Origin of the sequence: Neorhizobium sp. DAR64860/K0K1 (assembly GCF_050500205.1) — a bacterium.
GTDB lineage: Bacteria > Pseudomonadota > Alphaproteobacteria > Rhizobiales > Rhizobiaceae > Neorhizobium > Neorhizobium soli.
On record NZ_CP191459.1, the window covers coordinates 2062597 to 2079543 of the forward strand.

Annotated in this window: 18 protein-coding genes and 1 tRNA gene; 12 read left to right on the forward strand and 7 right to left on the reverse strand. The window is 60.5% G+C overall.

Translation table 11 applies throughout. The features are described 5' to 3' along the window. The first annotated feature begins 103 nt into the window (after positions 1–103). Positions 104–1072: an agmatinase gene (gene speB / locus ACQY1J_RS14635; protein WP_062579974.1), complete on the forward strand. Its 969-nt coding sequence runs from the start codon at positions 104–106 to the stop codon at positions 1070–1072. Positions 1073–1146: 74 nt separating this feature from the next. Then, complete coding sequence (gene argC, locus ACQY1J_RS14640; RefSeq protein WP_430250189.1) at positions 1147–2079, forward strand: N-acetyl-gamma-glutamyl-phosphate reductase; 933 nt, start codon at positions 1147–1149, stop codon at positions 2077–2079. Positions 2080–2114: 35 nt separating this feature from the next. On the opposite strand, the gene ACQY1J_RS14645 is transcribed toward argC, so the two are convergent. Continuing rightward, positions 2115–3218 carry a COX15/CtaA family protein gene (locus ACQY1J_RS14645; RefSeq protein WP_430250190.1) on the reverse strand — a complete coding sequence of 368 codons (1104 nt, stop codon included), beginning with the start codon at positions 3216–3218 and terminating at the stop codon, positions 2115–2117. 159 nt (positions 3219–3377) lie between these two features. On the opposite strand from ACQY1J_RS14645, the gene ACQY1J_RS14650 reads away from it, so the two are divergent. Beyond that, positions 3378–3590, forward strand: coding sequence for a DUF2842 domain-containing protein (locus ACQY1J_RS14650; protein WP_062453259.1), 213 nt, complete (start codon positions 3378–3380; stop codon positions 3588–3590). Between the two features lie 124 nt (positions 3591–3714). Beyond that, positions 3715–4941, forward strand: a complete 1227-nt coding sequence (locus ACQY1J_RS14655; protein WP_430250191.1) for a GNAT family N-acetyltransferase — start codon at positions 3715–3717, stop codon at positions 4939–4941. A 36-nt stretch (positions 4942–4977) separates the two neighbouring features. Here ACQY1J_RS14655 and ACQY1J_RS14660 read toward each other — a convergent pair whose 3' ends face one another. Next, positions 4978–7305, reverse strand: a complete 2328-nt coding sequence (locus tag ACQY1J_RS14660) for an exopolysaccharide transport family protein (protein ID WP_430250192.1) — start codon at positions 7303–7305, stop codon at positions 4978–4980. A gap of 296 nt (positions 7306–7601) precedes the next feature. Here ACQY1J_RS14660 and ACQY1J_RS14665 point away from each other — a divergent pair, with 296 nt between their 5' ends. The 8 genes from ACQY1J_RS14665 to ACQY1J_RS14700 all read left to right on the forward strand — a co-directional run bounded on the left by ACQY1J_RS14665 (position 7602) and on the right by ACQY1J_RS14700 (position 13501). After that, positions 7602–8123 (forward strand): polysaccharide biosynthesis/export family protein, encoded by a 522-nt coding sequence (locus ACQY1J_RS14665; protein WP_062454730.1) that lies wholly within the window; start codon positions 7602–7604, stop codon positions 8121–8123. Positions 8124–8130: 7 nt separating this feature from the next. Continuing rightward, entirely contained in the window at positions 8131–9294 is a 1164-nt protein-coding gene (locus ACQY1J_RS14670) for a glycosyltransferase family 4 protein (RefSeq protein WP_092661951.1), read from the forward strand. Between the two features lie 78 nt (positions 9295–9372). Then, a complete protein-coding gene (locus tag ACQY1J_RS14675; protein WP_325261105.1) occupies positions 9373–10911 on the forward strand; it encodes an undecaprenyl-phosphate glucose phosphotransferase in 1539 nt (512 codons plus the stop codon). Further along, positions 10908–12161 (forward strand): O-antigen ligase family protein, encoded by a 1254-nt coding sequence (locus ACQY1J_RS14680; protein ID WP_430250193.1) that lies wholly within the window; start codon positions 10908–10910, stop codon positions 12159–12161. Before ACQY1J_RS14675 ends, ACQY1J_RS14680 begins: the two co-directional genes overlap by 4 nt. 57 nt (positions 12162–12218) lie before the next feature. Further along, on the forward strand, positions 12219–12512 hold the full coding sequence (locus ACQY1J_RS14685; protein ID WP_062579963.1) for a hypothetical protein: 294 nt from the start codon (positions 12219–12221) through the stop codon (positions 12510–12512). A 76-nt stretch (positions 12513–12588) separates the two neighbouring features. Beyond that, on the forward strand, positions 12589–12738 hold the full coding sequence (locus ACQY1J_RS14690; protein ID WP_092661949.1) for a hypothetical protein: 150 nt from the start codon (positions 12589–12591) through the stop codon (positions 12736–12738). 103 nt (positions 12739–12841) lie between these two features. Further along, on the forward strand, positions 12842–13027 hold the full coding sequence (locus ACQY1J_RS14695; RefSeq protein WP_062453266.1) for a hypothetical protein: 186 nt from the start codon (positions 12842–12844) through the stop codon (positions 13025–13027). A 138-nt stretch (positions 13028–13165) separates the two neighbouring features. Beyond that, positions 13166–13501: a hypothetical protein gene (locus tag ACQY1J_RS14700; protein ID WP_430250195.1), complete on the forward strand. Its 336-nt coding sequence runs from the start codon at positions 13166–13168 to the stop codon at positions 13499–13501. Positions 13502–13960: 459 nt separating this feature from the next. On the opposite strand, the gene ACQY1J_RS14705 is transcribed toward ACQY1J_RS14700, so the two are convergent. From ACQY1J_RS14705 to ACQY1J_RS14725, 5 genes are all read right to left on the reverse strand, one after another. After that, positions 13961–14037, reverse strand: a tRNA-Pro gene (locus tag ACQY1J_RS14705). Between the two features lie 183 nt (positions 14038–14220). Next, positions 14221–14685: a BA14K family protein gene (locus ACQY1J_RS14710; protein ID WP_062579958.1), complete on the reverse strand. Its 465-nt coding sequence runs from the start codon at positions 14683–14685 to the stop codon at positions 14221–14223. 106 nt (positions 14686–14791) lie between these two features. After that, the gene (locus tag ACQY1J_RS14715; RefSeq protein WP_062453269.1) at positions 14792–15325 is read right to left on the reverse strand and encodes a MerR family transcriptional regulator; all 534 of its coding nucleotides are present in this window, start codon (positions 15323–15325) and stop codon (positions 14792–14794) included. A gap of 172 nt (positions 15326–15497) precedes the next feature. Further along, on the reverse strand, positions 15498–15836 hold the full coding sequence (locus ACQY1J_RS14720) for an integration host factor subunit alpha (protein ID WP_062453270.1): 339 nt from the start codon (positions 15834–15836) through the stop codon (positions 15498–15500). 139 nt (positions 15837–15975) lie between these two features. After that, positions 15976–16947, reverse strand: a complete 972-nt coding sequence (locus ACQY1J_RS14725; protein WP_430250197.1) for a beta-ketoacyl-ACP synthase III — start codon at positions 16945–16947, stop codon at positions 15976–15978.

The window sequence follows — 16947 nt, forward strand, 5'->3', positions numbered from 1 at the left end:
GGCGGGGCTTCGGCTCCGCCTTTTTCGTTTCGGGCTTTCTTCGGTCCGAGTCTTGTCTTCCAGACACTCCCACTGCACTTTCTCTGCGATCCGGGAGAATGCAATGGCTTCAAAATCCATCGACAACGCCTTTACCGCCAAGTCCCTGCGCGATGCTGCCACCGACCCGACCTATGCGGGCGCGCTGTCCTTCATGCGGCGGCGCTATACCAAGGATCTGATCGGCGCCGATGCGGTCGTCCTCGGTATTCCCTTCGACGCTGCGGTCTCCAACCGGCCGGGTGCGCGGTTCGGGCCACAGGCCATCCGCCGGGCTTCGGCGATCTTCGACAACGACCCGCAATATCCGTTCTCGCGCGATCTCTTCGAAGCCATGTCGGTCATCGACTATGGTGACGTCATGCTCGACTACGGTCATCACTGGAAGACGCCGCGGCTGATCGAGGCGGAGGCGACGAAGATCATCGAGTCGGGCGCGTTTCTGCTGTCGCTCGGCGGCGATCATTTCGTTACCTGGCCGCTCTTGAGGGCGCATGCAGCCCGCCACGGTCCGCTTGCCCTCGTGCATTTCGATGCCCATCAGGACACATGGAGCGACGATGCGGACGAGACCGGCGACATAGAACGGATCGACCACGGCTCGTTCGTGGCGCGCGCCGTGCGACAGGGCGTGATCGAGCCGCAGCATTCGATCCAGATCGGCATCCGCACCCATGCGCCTGGGGATTTCGGCATCAGGATCATGCCGGGCCATGAGGTAGAGGATCTGAGCGCCCAGGCAATTGCCGACGCGATCCTTGCCCATGTCGGCGACCGCCCGTGCTATCTCACCTTCGACATCGACTGCCTGGACCCCGCCTACGCGCCCGGTACAGGAACGCCCGTTGCCGGTGGTCCGTCGAGTGCGAAAATCCTGTCGGTGCTGCGCAAACTCGGCGCCCTCGAGATCTGCGGCGCCGACGTGGTGGAGGTGGCACCGGCCTATGACCATGCCGATATCACCGCCATTGCCGGGGCAACGGTTGCGATGTATATGCTTGGCCTGCGCGCGGAGCGACTTTCCGCCCGTTAACAAATTGAATCAAGCAGCTGGCAAACTGATTCCGGCTCTCACCCCAAGGCACTGACATTTCAGGGATAATGACCATGACGGCAAAGATCTTCATCGACGGCGAACACGGCACGACAGGGCTGCAGATCCGCACCCGCATGGCCGACCGCCGCGACGTCGAGCTCCTGTCGATCCCGGAAGCCGAGCGGCGCAATGCAGCGATGCGCGAGGACCTGCTCAACAGCGCCGACATCGCGATCCTGTGCCTGCCGGACGAGGCTTCGAAAGAAGCCGTGACAATGCTTGCCGGCAACAACAACGTGCGGGTAATCGACACCTCGACCGCCTACCGGGTCGATCCGAACTGGGCCTATGGTTTCGCCGAACTGGACAAGGCGCAGGCCGACAAGATCAAGGCTGCCCGCAACGTCGCCAATCCCGGCTGCTATCCGACCGGTGCTATCGCGCTGCTGCGTCCGCTGCGCGCTGCCGGTCTCCTGCCCGACGGCTACCCGGTCTCGGTCAATGCAGTGTCCGGCTATACCGGCGGCGGCAAGCAGCTGATCGGCCAGATGGAAGATGCGTCACGCGAGGACGCGATCTCCGCCAACAACTTTCTCTACGGCCTGACGCTGAAGCACAAGCACGTGCCCGAGATGAAGGAACATGGCCTGCTCGATCGCGCGCCGCTGTTCTCGCCGTCCGTCGGCCGCTTTGCGCAGGGCATGATCGTGCAGGTGCCGCTGTTCCTCGAAGACCTCAAGGATGGTGCCACGATCGAGAGCATTCATAGCGCCCTCGTCGCCCACTATGCGGGACAGGATATCGTTACCGTCGTGCCGCTCAACGAGAGCGCGACGCTTGCCCGCGTCGATGCCGAGGAACTGGTCAACACCGACAGGATGAAGCTGTTCGTGTTCGGCGCGGCAGACAGCCCGCATGTCAATCTGGTCGCGCTGCTCGACAATCTCGGCAAGGGTGCCTCCGGTGCCGCTGTCCAGAACATGGACCTGATGCTGTCGGCCTGAGGCGATCCGGATTTCGAATCAGAGCCGCGGTGAACTCAGTTCGCCGCGGCTTTTCTGTCTTCAAGCGGATATTCGCCGATATAGCCACGCCAATGGGTGATGGCATAGCCGAGGACGACCAGGGCGCCGCCCTGATGCGCAAGCGCCAGATCCAATGGCACCTGATAGACCAGCGTCAGAATGCCGATCACCGCCTGCAGACAGACCAGCAGGAACAGGATGACGGCTCGCCCCGTATGGACCGAGCCCGGCGCCTTGGACAGTGAAACGATCATGTGGATCAGTGTTGCGGCCAGAAGCACATAGGCGCCGCAGCGGTGAACGAACTGCACGGTCTTCGGGTTCTCGAACAGATTGATCCACCAGGGATCGCGCAAAAAGAGGTCGGCCGGAACGAAGGCGCCATCCATCATCGGCCAGGTATTGTAGCTGAGGCCGGCGTCCAAGCCCGCGACGAGTGCGCCGAGATAGATCTGGAACAGCGCCAAAAACGCGAGGCCTCCAGCCGCGATATAGGAGTGACGCGTCGGGGCCGCCCCCTGCTTCTGGGGCGTGAGGCCGCGCATGATCCAGACGCAGGCGGAAAAGATCAGACAGGCGATGACCAGATGCGTGGCGAGCCGGTATTGCGACACGCTGACGAGCTTGGTGAGGCCCGAAGATACCATCCACCAGCCGACGAAGCCCTGAAAGCCGCCAAGTGCCAGCGTGCCGACCAGCGGCCAGCGCAGGCGTTTCTCAATGCGACCGGTCACCCAGAAGAAGATGAGCGGCACGGCGAAGACGAGACCGATCGAGCGCGCCAGGAAACGGTGCGCCCATTCCCACCAGAAGATGGTCTTGAACTCGTCGACCGTCATGCCGGCGTTGACCAGCTGGTATTGCGGGATGCGCTGATAGAGCTCGAACTCTTCCTGCCATTCTGCCGCATTGAGAGGCGGAATGACGCCGTGGATCGGTTTCCATTCGGTGATCGAGAGACCCGAATCGGTCAGCCGGGTCGCGCCGCCGACCAGGACGAGGCAGAACAGCACGAAGACGACGAAGCCGAGCCAGATACGCACCGATCTGCGGTCGCGCTCGCGGCGTTTTGCTGCCGGATGGATGACATCGATGATGACGCTATCAGTCGCCGACATGCGGAAACTCCTGTCGCTCGAAGAAAGATCAGCCTTGCACGCGCTTGAGAGCACCATGCGGGCGGTAATCTTTCCGCTCCTGGCGTTGATTTGCCCCAAGGACACGTGCAAAACAAGCCCCGATGCTTTGCGGCATCGCGTCGCGGGAGGAGAAACGCGTTGGTCCCACGCCTGAGAAGTTTCATCGGCACGATCATGATCATCGTGCTCGTCATCGTCTACGCGCTGGCTGCAACCACGGTCGCGACGCTGTTGCTCGCGACATCGCCGTGGTGGGTGCATTTCCTCTACTTCCTGCTGTCGGGGCTTTTGTGGATCCTGCCGGCCATGCTGATCATCAAGTGGATGGCGGGCGCACGGCCGAAAGTCTAGGTTATGCCTGGGTTCACCCCGCATTAACCAGCCGTGATAGTATTGGCGGCGGGCGACACAGCAATAAACAGATTGTTGGTGCACGCTGCCTATTCTCCCCGCTTGAAAGACAGCGGAGCGCGTCATGCAAACCTCGAGACTGATTGAAGAGCTTGCGCCGGCAGGGACATCGGGATCGTCTTCCCGTGAGACTGTCCCGTTGCGTTTCGCGCAGATCGAAATGGCAGTCGCGACGGACATGGCGGATCTGAAGTCCGACTGGCACCGTCTGCAGGCGATCAAACTCAATTCGCTGCATCAGGGTTTCGACTGGTGCGAAGCCTGGGTAAAATCCCACGGCCGCACGCTCGCAGTCGTCGTCGGTCGCATCGGCGGTCGCGCCGTGTTTATCCTGCCGCTCGATATCGTGCTCGAAAAAAGCATCCGCATCGCCCGCCTCCCCGGCAACCATTACAACAATCTCAATACCGGCCTGTTCGATCCGGCACTCGAGGTGGCTTCCGCTGCCGAGCTGAAGCCGTTCCTGCGCATGCTGCGCACGGCTCTTTCTCCTTATGCCGATCTCGTGGTGCTCGATTGCGTGCCGCTCTCCTGGCGCGGCAGTCGGCATCCGCTGGGTGCGCTGGCGACGACCGAGAACCAGAACCATTCGTTCCAGCTGCCGCTTTTTCCGAATTTCGAGACGACGCTCGCACAGCTCAACGCCAAGACGCGGCGCAAGAAATTCCGCTCACAGAGCCGCAAGATCGAAGCAGCCGGCGGCTATGACCATGTGATCGCGCTAGACGCGGACGAAAAGCACGCGCTGCTCGATACGTTCTTCCGGCAGAAGGCGGCGCGGCTGAAAATGTTCGGCCTGCCTGATGTCTTCCACGCATCTGAGATCCGTGACTTCTTCCATCGCCTGATGGACGCGCCGAATGATGGGACAGACACGTCGCTCACCCTTCACGCGATCCGTATGCGGGGTGAGCACGAGGGACATGTGGTGGCGATTGCCGGCGTGTCGCGCAAGGGCGACCATGTGATCTGCCAGTTCAGCTCCATCGACGACAGCATCTGCCCCGAGGCAAGCCCCGGCGAGTTGCTGTTCTGGCTGATGATCGAGAAAAGCTGCCACGAAGGCGCGACACTGTTCGATTTCGGCGTGGGCGACCAGCCCTACAAGCGCAGCTGGTGCAGCCAGGAAACAGTCCTGCACGATATTCTGATCGCCATCACCCCGAAGGGCTCCGTCCTCAAACCGCTGATGGTTCTGGCAACAAGGGCAAAGGCTGCGATCAAGCACAACCCGCGCCTTTACACTCTTTTGCAAAAACTGCGGGCCGCCAAAACGAACAAGGCGGCCTGAAAGCCGCCTTGTAGATCGTGGTTCATGCGGTGTGGCTCACGCCACCTGTCGTCCAGCCTTGCGCGGCGAACTGCGGTCATTGGCGTCAGACATTACCAGCAGGTTGCGAATTCCCTCGCCTTGGAAGTCCTGGACGATCTTTGCGACATCCTCTTCCTTGAATTCAGGCACGGAGAGGATGACCTCCGCCTTTTCGTTGCGGGTCAGTCGCGACAGCATCGGCGCTTCCGCCGGGCCGCATTCGATCAGCACCAGATCATAGGCGTCTGCGAGTGCATCGACGACCATCGGCAGCCGGTCGGCGCCCCGCATGGCGCGAACCGGATCGGCAGAACCGAACGGGATGATATGCGCATCCGAGAGACGGTCCGGATGGATGGCTTCCCCGAACGCAACCTCGCCGCACAGCAGATCGGTGATGCCGGCAAGCTTGACGTCCTGCGCCATCAGCCGTGTCGGGCAAGCCGAGCCGGTCATGTCGATCAGGGCGACGGTGCGACCGCGCTCCGAAATTTCACGGGCCAACATCACGGTCGCCGTCGAGCCTGCATCGCCACCGGGCGACACGACCAGGCCGATCGGCACCGCACGGCGCTGGAGGTAGCGGGCAACGGACGCGATCGTGAAGGATTCCTCCTCCCCGTCGTTCGCCGGCGGCGCCACGGCAATTTCTTCGACCGGTGGCTCGGCAGCGATCGAAGCCTCCTGCTTCTGGTCAACTTCCGCGCCCTTCGCGGCAGCGGCATCCTTGCGGGAGGCAGCCAGCATTTCCTTTGCCGCCGCGAACAGCCTGTGTTCGCGCTTTGGCCGATCTGCAACAGTTTCTGCCGCAACCGGAGCTGCGGCGGGTGTTGTTGCAACCAAAGCGCCGGCAGGGGTCGGTTCGGGCTCGGCCGGGGCCGGTTCGACTGCAGGCGTTGCGACCTTGTGTGGTGTCAGCAAGAAATCGTCCTCGCGACGGCGATTGAGAGGGCGGAGCGCCCGGCCGCTGAACAGTTCGGCGATGATGACGACCAGGCAGCTGACGATCAGTGTCGCAAGCGTCGCCACGATGACGATCGGAATGACCTTCGGAAAGAAGGGTTCCGACGGTTCGACCGCGCTCGATACGATGCGGGCATCCGCAGGGCTTGAATTGGCGTCGCGGCGCGACGTCGCCTCGCGGTAGCGCACGAGATAGGTTTCGAGCAGCTGGCGCTGGGCGGACGCTTCGCGTTCCAGGGCCCGCAGCCCGACTTCCTCTTCACCGGCCTTGGCCGAATCAGCCTTCAAGCCGTTCATCTGCTGCGTCAGCTGACGCTCGCGGAGCCGTGCAATCTCTCTCTCGTTGTCGAGGCTTGCCAGGATCTTCTGGGTTTCACGCTCGATCTGCTGATTGATGCCGCTGAGCTGCGCGCGAAGTCCCCGAAGACGCGGATGGTTGTCGAGCAGGGATGTCGAGAGATCATTGATCTGCGCCTGCAAATTGGTCTGGGTTTCCTTCAGACGCTGGATGACCTGCGATCCCGCGACGTCCGCCAGGGTGTCCGAAGCGCGGCCGGCTCTCAAACCAGCGCGGACGTTTTCCGAACGGGCCTCGGCATTGGCGAGATCGGCGCGAACGCGGGCAAGTTCGGTCGAGATATCGTTCAACTGTTTGCTGGAAAAGCTGTTGGCTTCGCTGGTCTGGAAAAGTCCGTTCGAGGAGCGGTAGTCCGCCACCTTCTTTTCGGCATCGTTGACGCGGGTCGTCAGGTTGGCGATTTCCGGCTCCAGCCAGCGGGCGGTTTCGGCATGGGTGTCCACCTTCGAGCCACTCTGGATCTGAAGATAGGCTTCGGCCATCCGGTTCGGGACATCCGCCGCGAGCTTCGGATCATGCGATGCAAATTCGACGGCGATGACGCGCGAGCCCTCGACCGGATAGACCGACAGCTTTTCGCGGAACTTCTGGATGACCCGGTCTTCCGGATCGATCGCCATCGGATCCTGCTTCAGGCCGACCATCACCAGAAGGTCCGGCAGTGCCGACTGTCCAGCCGGGTCGAATTCCGGGCGATCGGAAAGCTTCAGATCGCGCGCAACCCGCTTGATGAGGTCGGTCGATTGCAGCAGCTGGGCCTGACTGGTGATGTTAAGCGTGTCCAGAACCGGATCGTTGGAACTGCCTGCCCCTTCCCCGCCGTAGAGGTTCGGCGATCGCGATTCGATCAGCAGCCTGGTTTCGGCCTTGTAGCTGGGTTTGATCAGCGAGGCGCCGACCAGCGCCAGCGCGCCCGCCGCGATCGTGACGGCGAGGATCTTCGCCTTGCGTTCCCAGACGGCCGCGATGACCTGCCTGAGGTCGATATCCACATCCTGATGGCCGCCGTTTACGCCAGACATTGCCCGCTCCAAACTGGTCTATTTGGGCGGACAGTAAATTATCATGGTAACGCTACAGTTAATGAGCCGCGGCTTCGAAGAAAAACCGGACTCTGATCTTGCAGGCATTATTTCCGATGGTCGTCGCGCCTCTCTTTACCGGGCATTAACCCTAATGGATCGATAACAGGCTCGAAATCGTCGAACCACCACCCCGAGCCTGGGACGCGAACATGCTATTCGCCCAAGACAAGAAAAATCCGACGCGCAACCAGCGCGCCAAAACCGTTCTGGCTCTTGTGGCGGCAGCCGTTGCGATGACGCTGTCGGGCTGCGCCTCCTACAAACCGGCTCCCAAAAGCTTTCAGGAAGCAACGATCCAGCCTTACCGGCTGGACAGCGGCGATCGGCTACGTGTCAGCGTCTTCGAACAGCCGAGCCTTTCCAACACCTATACCGTCGATCAGGCCGGCTATATCGCCTTCCCGCTGATCGGTCAGATCACGGCCCGGGGCCAGACCATGCCGACGCTCGAGGGTGCAATCGCCGCCAAGCTCAAGCAGGGCTATCTGCGCGATCCCGACGTGACGATCGAAATGGATCGTTACCGCCCGGTTTTCGTCATGGGCGAAGTCGGACGACCCGGACAGTATTCCTATGTGCCCGGCATGACGGCACAGAACGCCATCGCAATCGCCGGAGGCTTTACCTCCCGCGGAAACCAGCGCGATGTCGACGTCACACGCAAGATCAACGGCGAGGTCATCACGGGCCGTACGACGATTTCCTCACAGGTCCTCGCTGGCGACACGGTCTACGTCCGCGAGCGGCTGTTCTGACATCATCATGTCGGCTGAGGCCCCTCCCTTGCGCATCCTCCATTGTTTCAGGTCGCCCGTCGGCGGGATCTTCCGCCATGTGCGAGATCTGGTGGAAGAACATCGGGCTGCCGGCCACGAAGTCGGCATCCTCTGCGACAGCTCGACCGGTGGCGAGCATGAGGACAGGTTGTTCGACACGATCCGGCCGCAGCTTTCGCTTGGCCTGACACGAATTCCGATGCGCCGTTCGATCGCTCCTTCCGATCTTGCGGCACTCTACAGAAGCTACAAGCATATCAAGAGCTTGCGGCCGGACATATTGCACGGACACGGCGCCAAGGGCGGCGTTCTGGCGCGATTGATCGGCTCAGCCTTGCGGGTTAACAGGTATTGCGTGGCCCGCCTCTATTCGCCGCACGGCGGCAGTCTGCATTTCGACCGGTCCAGTCTTTCGGGCAAGGTCGTGCTGCAGCTCGAACGGTTCCAGGAACGCTTCGGCGATGCCCTGGTCTTTGTCTGCGATTATGAGCGCCGCACCTACGAGGAAAAGGTCGGAAAACCGCTCAAGACCGCGCGTGTGATCTATAACGGCATTGGCGAAGCCGAGTTCGAGCCGGTCCCAGCGGTCATTTCCGCGGTCGACTTTCTTTATATCGGCATGCTGCGCGACCTTAAGGGACCGGATGTCTTCATCGACGCCTTTGCCCGAACGGAACGCGCGGTCGGTCGGCCGCTCTCGGCGCTGATGGTCGGCGACGGTCCGGACCGTGAGCGCTATGAAGCCATGATTTCCGAACGTGGCCTTGGCCGCCGGCTGACGATGATGCCGGCCATGCCCGCCCGCAAGGCGTTTGCCCTTACAAATTTCGTCGTCGTTCCGTCGCGGGCGGAAGCGATGCCCTATATCGTGCTGGAAGCGCTCGCCGCCGGGAAGCCTGTCATCGCATCGCGTGTCGGCGGCATTCCCGAAGTGCTGGGTGTGAAAAGTGCGGCCCTTGCCGTCCCCGGCGACGCCACAAGCCTTTCCGACGTGATGACGCAGGCACTGCAGACACCGGAGTGGCATGACCGCGTCATGCCGAAGCCGTCCGATTTCAAGGCGGTGTTTTCCGCCTCCGTTATGGCGGACGACATGCTTCACTTGTACCAAGATCTACTCGGCCAAATCCCGGACCGCAGGTACAGCTAAAGGCTTCTTTAGCTTCTTTTTGCTACTGGACTGAGACTACTTCTGCGCCTTCGCGGCAGCTGAGTCGAGGATCCTGGCATGAGCCCGCTGAACAAGCCCGATGAATTCGACGTCGAAAGCCTTCGCCGCAAGGTCTCCGAGATGCGTGCGAGCGAGGAGAAGGAAGCGGGCGCGGTCCTCAATCCCTTCGCACGCCAGATCGCCCAGCAGTTCCGCGAAACCAGCTATTCGCCATCCCTGCTGGTCGGACTGATCCGGCTTACCGAATTTGCCGCGATCCTGATTGTCGGCCTCATCGTCGACCTGATCTACGGCGCGACCGAGATGTCGCTTTCCCGCCTGGTCATCATCACCTTCGGTTCTGCCATCACGCTTCTGCTTCTGCAGATTGCCGACACCTATCAGATCCCCTCCCTGAGGTCCGCCAACAGGACCTTGAAGCGGGTCCTCATCACATGGGCCTTCGGTTTTGTCCTGACCAATCTCGCGCTCAGCTTTGCCGCGGGCGGTTGGGTGCCCGTGACCGGTCTCATCGTCTGGTTCTCCGTCAGCTGCGTCGTCCTTGCCGCCGAGCGGCAGGCGATCGCGCTTGGCATCCGCCACTGGGCGCGCAACGGCGTGATGGAACGCCGCGCCGTAATTGTCGGCGGCGGCGAACCTGCCAAGCAACTGGTGCGCGCCCTGGAACGCCAGTCGGATAACGACATCCGCATCTGCGGCATCTTCGACGACCGCAACAGCGACCGCTCGCCGACCGTCGTTGCCGGCTACCCGAAGCTTGGTACCTTTGCCGAGCTTGTGGAATTCTCGCGCCTTGCCCGAATCGACATGCTGATCATCGCGCTTCCCGCCAGCGCCGAGCAGCGTATCCTGCAGCTTCTGCGCAAACTCTGGGTTCTGCCGGTCGATATCCGGCTCGCGGCGCATGCGAACCGCCTGCGCTTCCGCCCACGGGCCTATAGTCACGTCGGCACCGTTCCGATGTTCGATATTTTCGACAAGCCGATCCGCGACTGGGATTCGGTCGCAAAGCGCATCTTCGATATCGTCTTTGCCGTGTTCGCGATCGCCTGCCTCTGGCCCGTCATGCTGGCTGCCGGCATTGCCGTGAAGCTCAGCTCGAAAGGGCCGATGCTGTTTCGCCAAAAGCGCCACGGCTTCAACAATGAGATCATCAACGTTCTCAAATTCCGCTCGATGTACACGAGCATGAGCGACCAGACCGCGATCAAGGCCGTGACCAAGGGCGATCCGCGGGTCACGCCCGTCGGCCGGTTTCTGCGCAAGTCCTCGATCGACGAGCTACCGCAGCTGTTCAACGTGCTGAAAGGAGAGCTGTCTCTCGTTGGTCCCCGTCCGCATGCGGTCAGTGCCCAGACTGGCGAACGCAGATATGTGGACGTCGTCGAAGGCTACTTCGCCCGCCACCGCGTGAAACCCGGCGTGACTGGCTGGGCGCAGATCAACGGACTGCGCGGCGAGTTGGACAGCGATGAAAAGATCCGTGCCCGCACCGCCCACGATCTCGACTATATCGAGAACTGGTCGATCCTGTTCGATCTCAAGATCCTGTTCCTGACGCCGATCCGGCTTCTCAACACGGACAATGCATATTGACGACGCTGGCCGCACATGAGACCCGGCCGTTCAACGTCCAGCTGGCCGTTTTTGCCCTCGTGGCAAACGGCATGCTGGCCTTTGGCGTCTTTCTGTCCGGCTTCGTCATGTCGGAGCCTGCCCCTTACGAACTGATGATGGTGGCCCAGATCGGCCTCTGGTTCCTGTTTGGGCTCAGAATCTCGCGCACCGTCGCGATGCTGATGGCGATGCTGCTGATCTTCAACATCAGCGGCCTGTTTTCCATCTTCGTGATGAAGGATTCGTCCGGCGCCGGTATGTATTATGCGGTCTCGATCTTTCTTGCGCTCACCGCCGTGTTCTTTGCAGCGGTCATAGAGAACGACCATCGGCGGCTGAAGATCATCTTTCATGCCTGGGTGGCGGCCGCCATCATCACGGCCACTCTCGGCATCCTCGGCTATTTCGACGCGTTTCCCGGGGCCCATGTCTTTACCCGCTATAACCGCGCCATGGGCGCCTTTCAGGACCCCAACGTGTTCGGCCCCTATCTGGTCGGCCCGCTCCTCTATCTCCTTTACCGCATGCTGACCGGCCCGGTCATCCGTACCCCCCTTCTCATCCTCGGCATGCTGGTGCTGGCGATCGGCATCTTTCTGTCGTTTTCACGCGCGGCCTGGGGCCTCCTGCTGTTCGGTGCCATCGCACTGATCGTCCTCATGCTCCTCAAGGAGCGCACGACGGCATTCCGCCTGAAGATCCTGGTCATCTCGATTTGTGCCGGCGTGGCACTCGTGCTCGCCCTTGCGATCGCTTTGCAGATCCCGCAGATCGCCGACCTGTTTTCCAACCGTGCGAAACTGGTGCAGGATTACGACGGCGCGCGGCTTGGTCGCTTCGAGCGGCATAAGATCGGCTTCCTGATGGCGATGGAGCGACCGCTCGGCATGGGACCGATGGCGCTTGGAAAAATCTTCGGCGAAGACGAGCACAATATCTGGCTGAAGACACTCACGACCTATGGCTGGGTGGGTGCGGTGACGTATCAGATCATGATCTGGTCCAGCCTGTGGATGGGCTTCCGCTATATGCTGCGCGAGAGGCCTTGGCAGCCTTTTCTGATGATTGCATGGGTCCTGATCCTGGGACATGCTATGATCGGCAACGTCATCGACACCGACCACTGGCGGCATTTCTATCTCTCGCTCGGCATTCTCTGGGCGTGCGTCGCCCTGGAAAACCGCTATCAGCGAAACACCACTGCCGCGATGCCGCCGTTACAGGCCTGAGTTGTTGCCTAAAGCGCAAGTCCTTGACATTGGGTCGCCTTGCGCCAGATTTCTCGTATGTTGACCTCATCACAAATTCGCGCAGCGCGCGCACTCACCGGCATCTCGAAAGAGGCGCTTTGCGCCGCTTCGGGCCTGTCCGCCGTCGAATTCGACAACGCGGAGGCCCATGACGCCCTGCCCGACCCAACCATCAGTGAGAGACTGAGGGCATTCTTCGAGACAAGGGGCGTTATATTCCTGGCAGCCGGCGACGGCGGATCCGGAATGGGACCGGGTGTGAGACTGAAGCAAGACGGTCAGGAAGAGGGCATGCGCCCCGAAGATCTCAACGCCGCAAACGACGATTGAAAAAAACCTGAAACTCGCTGGAACATATTGAGCTCATAGGCGTTTCCCGGCCAGAATTGTATAGTCGGGGAAATTCATGACGCGTTCCAATAATCTGTACTTCATCATCGGCGCTCTCGTTGTTCTGGTCGTCGGTCTGGGGTTCTATGTCTACCGCGAAGAAACCAAGCCAAAGGGCGTAGAATTCAGCATCGGCCAGGATGGCGTCAAGGTCGAGGAAAAGTAGTTTCTCCGGGAAAACCGAGCTTAAGAATTTCTTTATTTAACGTCGTTTTTATATGCACTGGATATTGGAGGATACCATCCTCCAATATCTGTGAGGGGGCACAATGTCGCATATTACACCCGTCGATCTTCAGCAGTCCGGAATGAAGAAGGTGTGGAGCGTAACTGACTTCGCCCGCCGTTACCGTCTCGACAAGGACGAGGAAAACCGTCTTCTGCAGCTCCTGGGGTCGTTTGCTTCCGAGCAGGAGCTTCTGATGAATGCGAGCCGGACAGCGCGTTTTCGCTAACGCGAACTACTATCATATCTGCTCCGCCTATACTTGCTGATTGATCGCAGGCGGAACTTTACCACTCACAAATCAGTTACATCCCCGTGAATATCTTGCGCCGCAGGCCCTGCCACGGCTCCATACACGGAGGATACAATGATCAATGTTTTCGCAAAGGCAGGCCTCGCCTTGACCTTGTCCGTCTGCACCCTTGGTGCGGCCACTGCCCCGGCATCGGCCCAGGACGTACAGCTGCGCATCGGACCTGACGGCGTGCGCCCGGTGATCCGCGACAGGGATCGCGATTACGACAGGCGCGATCGCAGCATGGGCTGCAGCCCTGGCGAAGCACGCGCCGCCGCTCGCGACGAAGGCTTCCGTCAAACGGAGATCGTCCGCGCCACTCGCCGCAGCATCACCGTCCAGGGCATGACCCGTCGGGGCCCCGACCGGATCACCTTCGCCAATCGCCCTGGTTGCCCGGAAATCTGAGACTCACCGAAAAGGCCCCGCGAGTGCGGGGCCTTTTTTTTGCCTAGAGCTATATCTCGACAACAGCCGCCAAAATGAAAAAGGGTCAGCTCGTGTCTCGGAGCTGACCCTTTTAGATCGAAATGCGCTGGCCGTTACCGCCAGAGATCCAGAACTTTAGAATACGAATGCGTAGAGCAGCACGATTACAAGGATCGGAACGCCCATCGCCCAAAGTACAACACCCTTCAACATCACATTCTCCTTTGTTTTCCTATCTGACAACGCGTCGGGAACACTGACGTTCCAGCCAAATGCAAATTGTAGTCAGATAAGTCGAACGCGGTTCGGGATGTTCCATCATTCGTTCACAGGTTCTGGTGAGTGACGTGGCAACAAATTGGCGTGACGAGAAACGAGCTCGCCCATGGCGAGCTCAGGTCACAGCGGCTCTGGGGGAGCCTATCGCCGAAGGAAGAATGGTCGGAATGGCCGGATTCGAACCGACGACCCCTTGACCCCCAGTCAAGTGCGCTACCGGGCTGCGCTACATTCCGCCACATCGCTTCGAGCCGGCGGACCGGCGTCGCGTGAAGCATGCATTCCATACTGACATGATCTTCACCACGCAAGGAAAAAATCGGCTTTCAATGGATCTCGGATCGACGGTCTTGCTTCAACAAGAAAGCCGGCCCCATTGTCTGGAGCCGGCCTATCAGGACGCCTTGGCGACTACCCTATCAGTAGGGCGAGTAGCACAGCTGGCGCGGGCCGTTATAGGGCTGGAACGTATTGTCGTAAGCCCTGTAGGACCGGTAGCGGTTGGCGCACCAATTGACGTGCGCGCTATTGGCGTTCACGTAACGACGTGGCTGCACGTAACGCGGCTCGGCGTAGCGCGGCTGGGATGCAATGGCACCGCCAATCAGAGCGCCGGCAGCAAGACCGCCGATGATCGCACCCGAATTGTGGCCACGGTAGTGGCGACCGCGATAATAGTCGCCGCGGCGGTAGTCGCGATGGTGACGATAGTAGCGACGACCTTCCCAACGATCACGATGCCGCCACTGAACCTGCTGGACCTGATCAACGCTCTGCGGCGCTTCGATGGTCTTCGGTGCGTTGACGACAGGGAAGGCGTGTGCCGGTACCATGCTCGTCAGTGCCGTCATGGCCGAGACGACAATGATTGCGAGTTTTTTCACGTTTGCATCTCCTCTAGTGTTTCCTCGTAGGTAAATGTTGTACCTTCGCGTTTGAACCAGAGGTGAACGGTAAATTTACAGTGAGTTCATGTAAGCAGGTATCGGATCAACGAACCTGGTCCAGCAGGCGCTTGCATTCCAGAAGGTCAAACAGTGCCTCCTGCAGCAGGGCACGGTCTTCCTTGCCGACGCTCGATTTTCCAACCGAGACTTCCAACTGGTCCTCCCCGGCACCGCCGAAACCGAAGAACCGGCCGCTTGGCTTTACCTTCGGGCGCCCGACGACCTGATCTTCTTCCTGGGTGGAAATTTTAGGCTCGGCATTCTTCTCGCTGTTGGCCGCCATGATGGCTTCCATCGTGGCGATATCGCCGGACGCGATCGCTGAAACGAACTTGTTGCCATTCGTCTTCAGGAGCTTCTGAACGCCCTTGATCGTGTATCCGTGGTCGTAGAGAAGGTGACGTATCCCCTTCAACAGATCCACGTCCTCCGGGCGGTAGTAGCGACGGCCGCCTCCCCGCTTCATCGGCTTGATTTGCGGAAACCGCGTTTCCCAGAAGCGCAGCACGTGTTGCGGCAGGTCGAGATCGTCAGCGACTTCGCTGATGGTGCGGAATGCGTCCGGGCTCTTGTCCAAGTGTCAATCTCCAGGGATCGAACGGCCGTGCGGCGCGAAAGGGGTCAGCACGAAAGGCTGGACGAGGATTATGCGTCGAATCGCACATTTCTCAACGGCTTGCACCGAAAGATTCAAGTGTGTTAACAAGATTGGTGTTTTGGCAGGGGTGCCAGCGTGCAAAACGGGCGTGTCAGCTCGCAGGGCTTGCCGGCTTCTGCTTGACCTTGCGCAATGTGTGCGCTTTGAGGATGCGTTGCTTCAAAACATTGGATGCCTTGAAGGTCATCACCCGGCGGGGTGAGATCGGTACTTCCTCGCCTGTCTTCGGATTGCGACCGATGCGCTCGTTCTTGGCGCGCACCTGAAATGTCGCAAACGACGAAAGCTTGACCATTTCGCCGCGAACGATGGCGTTGCAGATTTCGTCGATTACCGTTTCGACGAGTTCCGCCGATTCCGTGCGAGAGAGGCCAACCTTGCGAAAAACCGATTCCGCCAGATCCGCGCGTGTGACTGTCTTGCCGGCCATGGTCCCCCGCCTGATTTAATGTGATATTATCAAAGCCCGCAAACAGTATTTTGGTTGTGCCCCACGGTCAAGCGCCCCCGGGCCAAGCATCTGTTCGGCATTGATTATTTCATAATATGGCTCAGGTTTTCAGCCGGCATCACCAGCGGATCAGGACGGCCCCCCAGGTGAAGCCGCCACCCATGGCTTCCAGCATCACAAGATCGCCCTTCTTGATGCGACCGTCGGCACAGGCAACTGAAAGCGCAAGCGGGATCGATGCCGCAGACGTGTTGCCGTGAATGTCGACGGTGACGACGACTTTCTCGGTGGGAATGTTGAGCTTCTTGGCAGATCCATCAATGATACGACGGTTGGCCTGGTGCGGTACCAGCCAGTCGATATCCTCGGCAGTCGTGCCGGTCGCCTCGAATGCGTCCTCGATCACGTCGGTGATCATGGCCACCGCATGCTTGAAGACCTCACGGCCTTCCATCTTCAGGTGCCCGACCGTGCCGGTCGTCGATGGGCCGCCATCGACGTAGAGCTTGTCCTTGTGGGATCCGTCCGAGCGCAGATGCGCCGTCAGGATACCGCGGTCGGCAATCGTGCCCTCGCCTTCCTGAGCCTCCAGCACAACGGCGCCGGCGCCATCGCCGAACAGCACGCAGGTTGTGCGGTCGTTCCAGTCCAGAATGCGGGAAAAGGTTTCGGCGCCGATCACCAGCGCGCGCTTCGCAAGCCCGCCACGCAGGTGGAGGTCTGCCGTCGTCATCGCGTAAACGAAGCCGCTGCAGACCGCCTGCATGTCGAAAGCGTAGCCATGCTTCATGCCGAGCCGGTTCTGGATCTCGACGGCGGTCGCGGGAAAGGTGTTGTTCGGCGTCGAAGTCGCCAGAAGGACCAGATCGATGTCGTCAGGTGTCAGGCCAGCATTATCGAGCGCTGCCCGCGCCGCCTTCTCACCGAGCGATGCCGTCGTTTCGTCGTCGCTGGCGATGTACCGCTGGGTGATGCCGGTGCGCTGGACGATCCACTCGTCCGACGTGTCGACCATCGTCTCCAGCTCGCGATTGGTGACGACCCGTTTCGGGAGCGCTGCCCCGTAACCGCGAACAACTGATCGAATCAT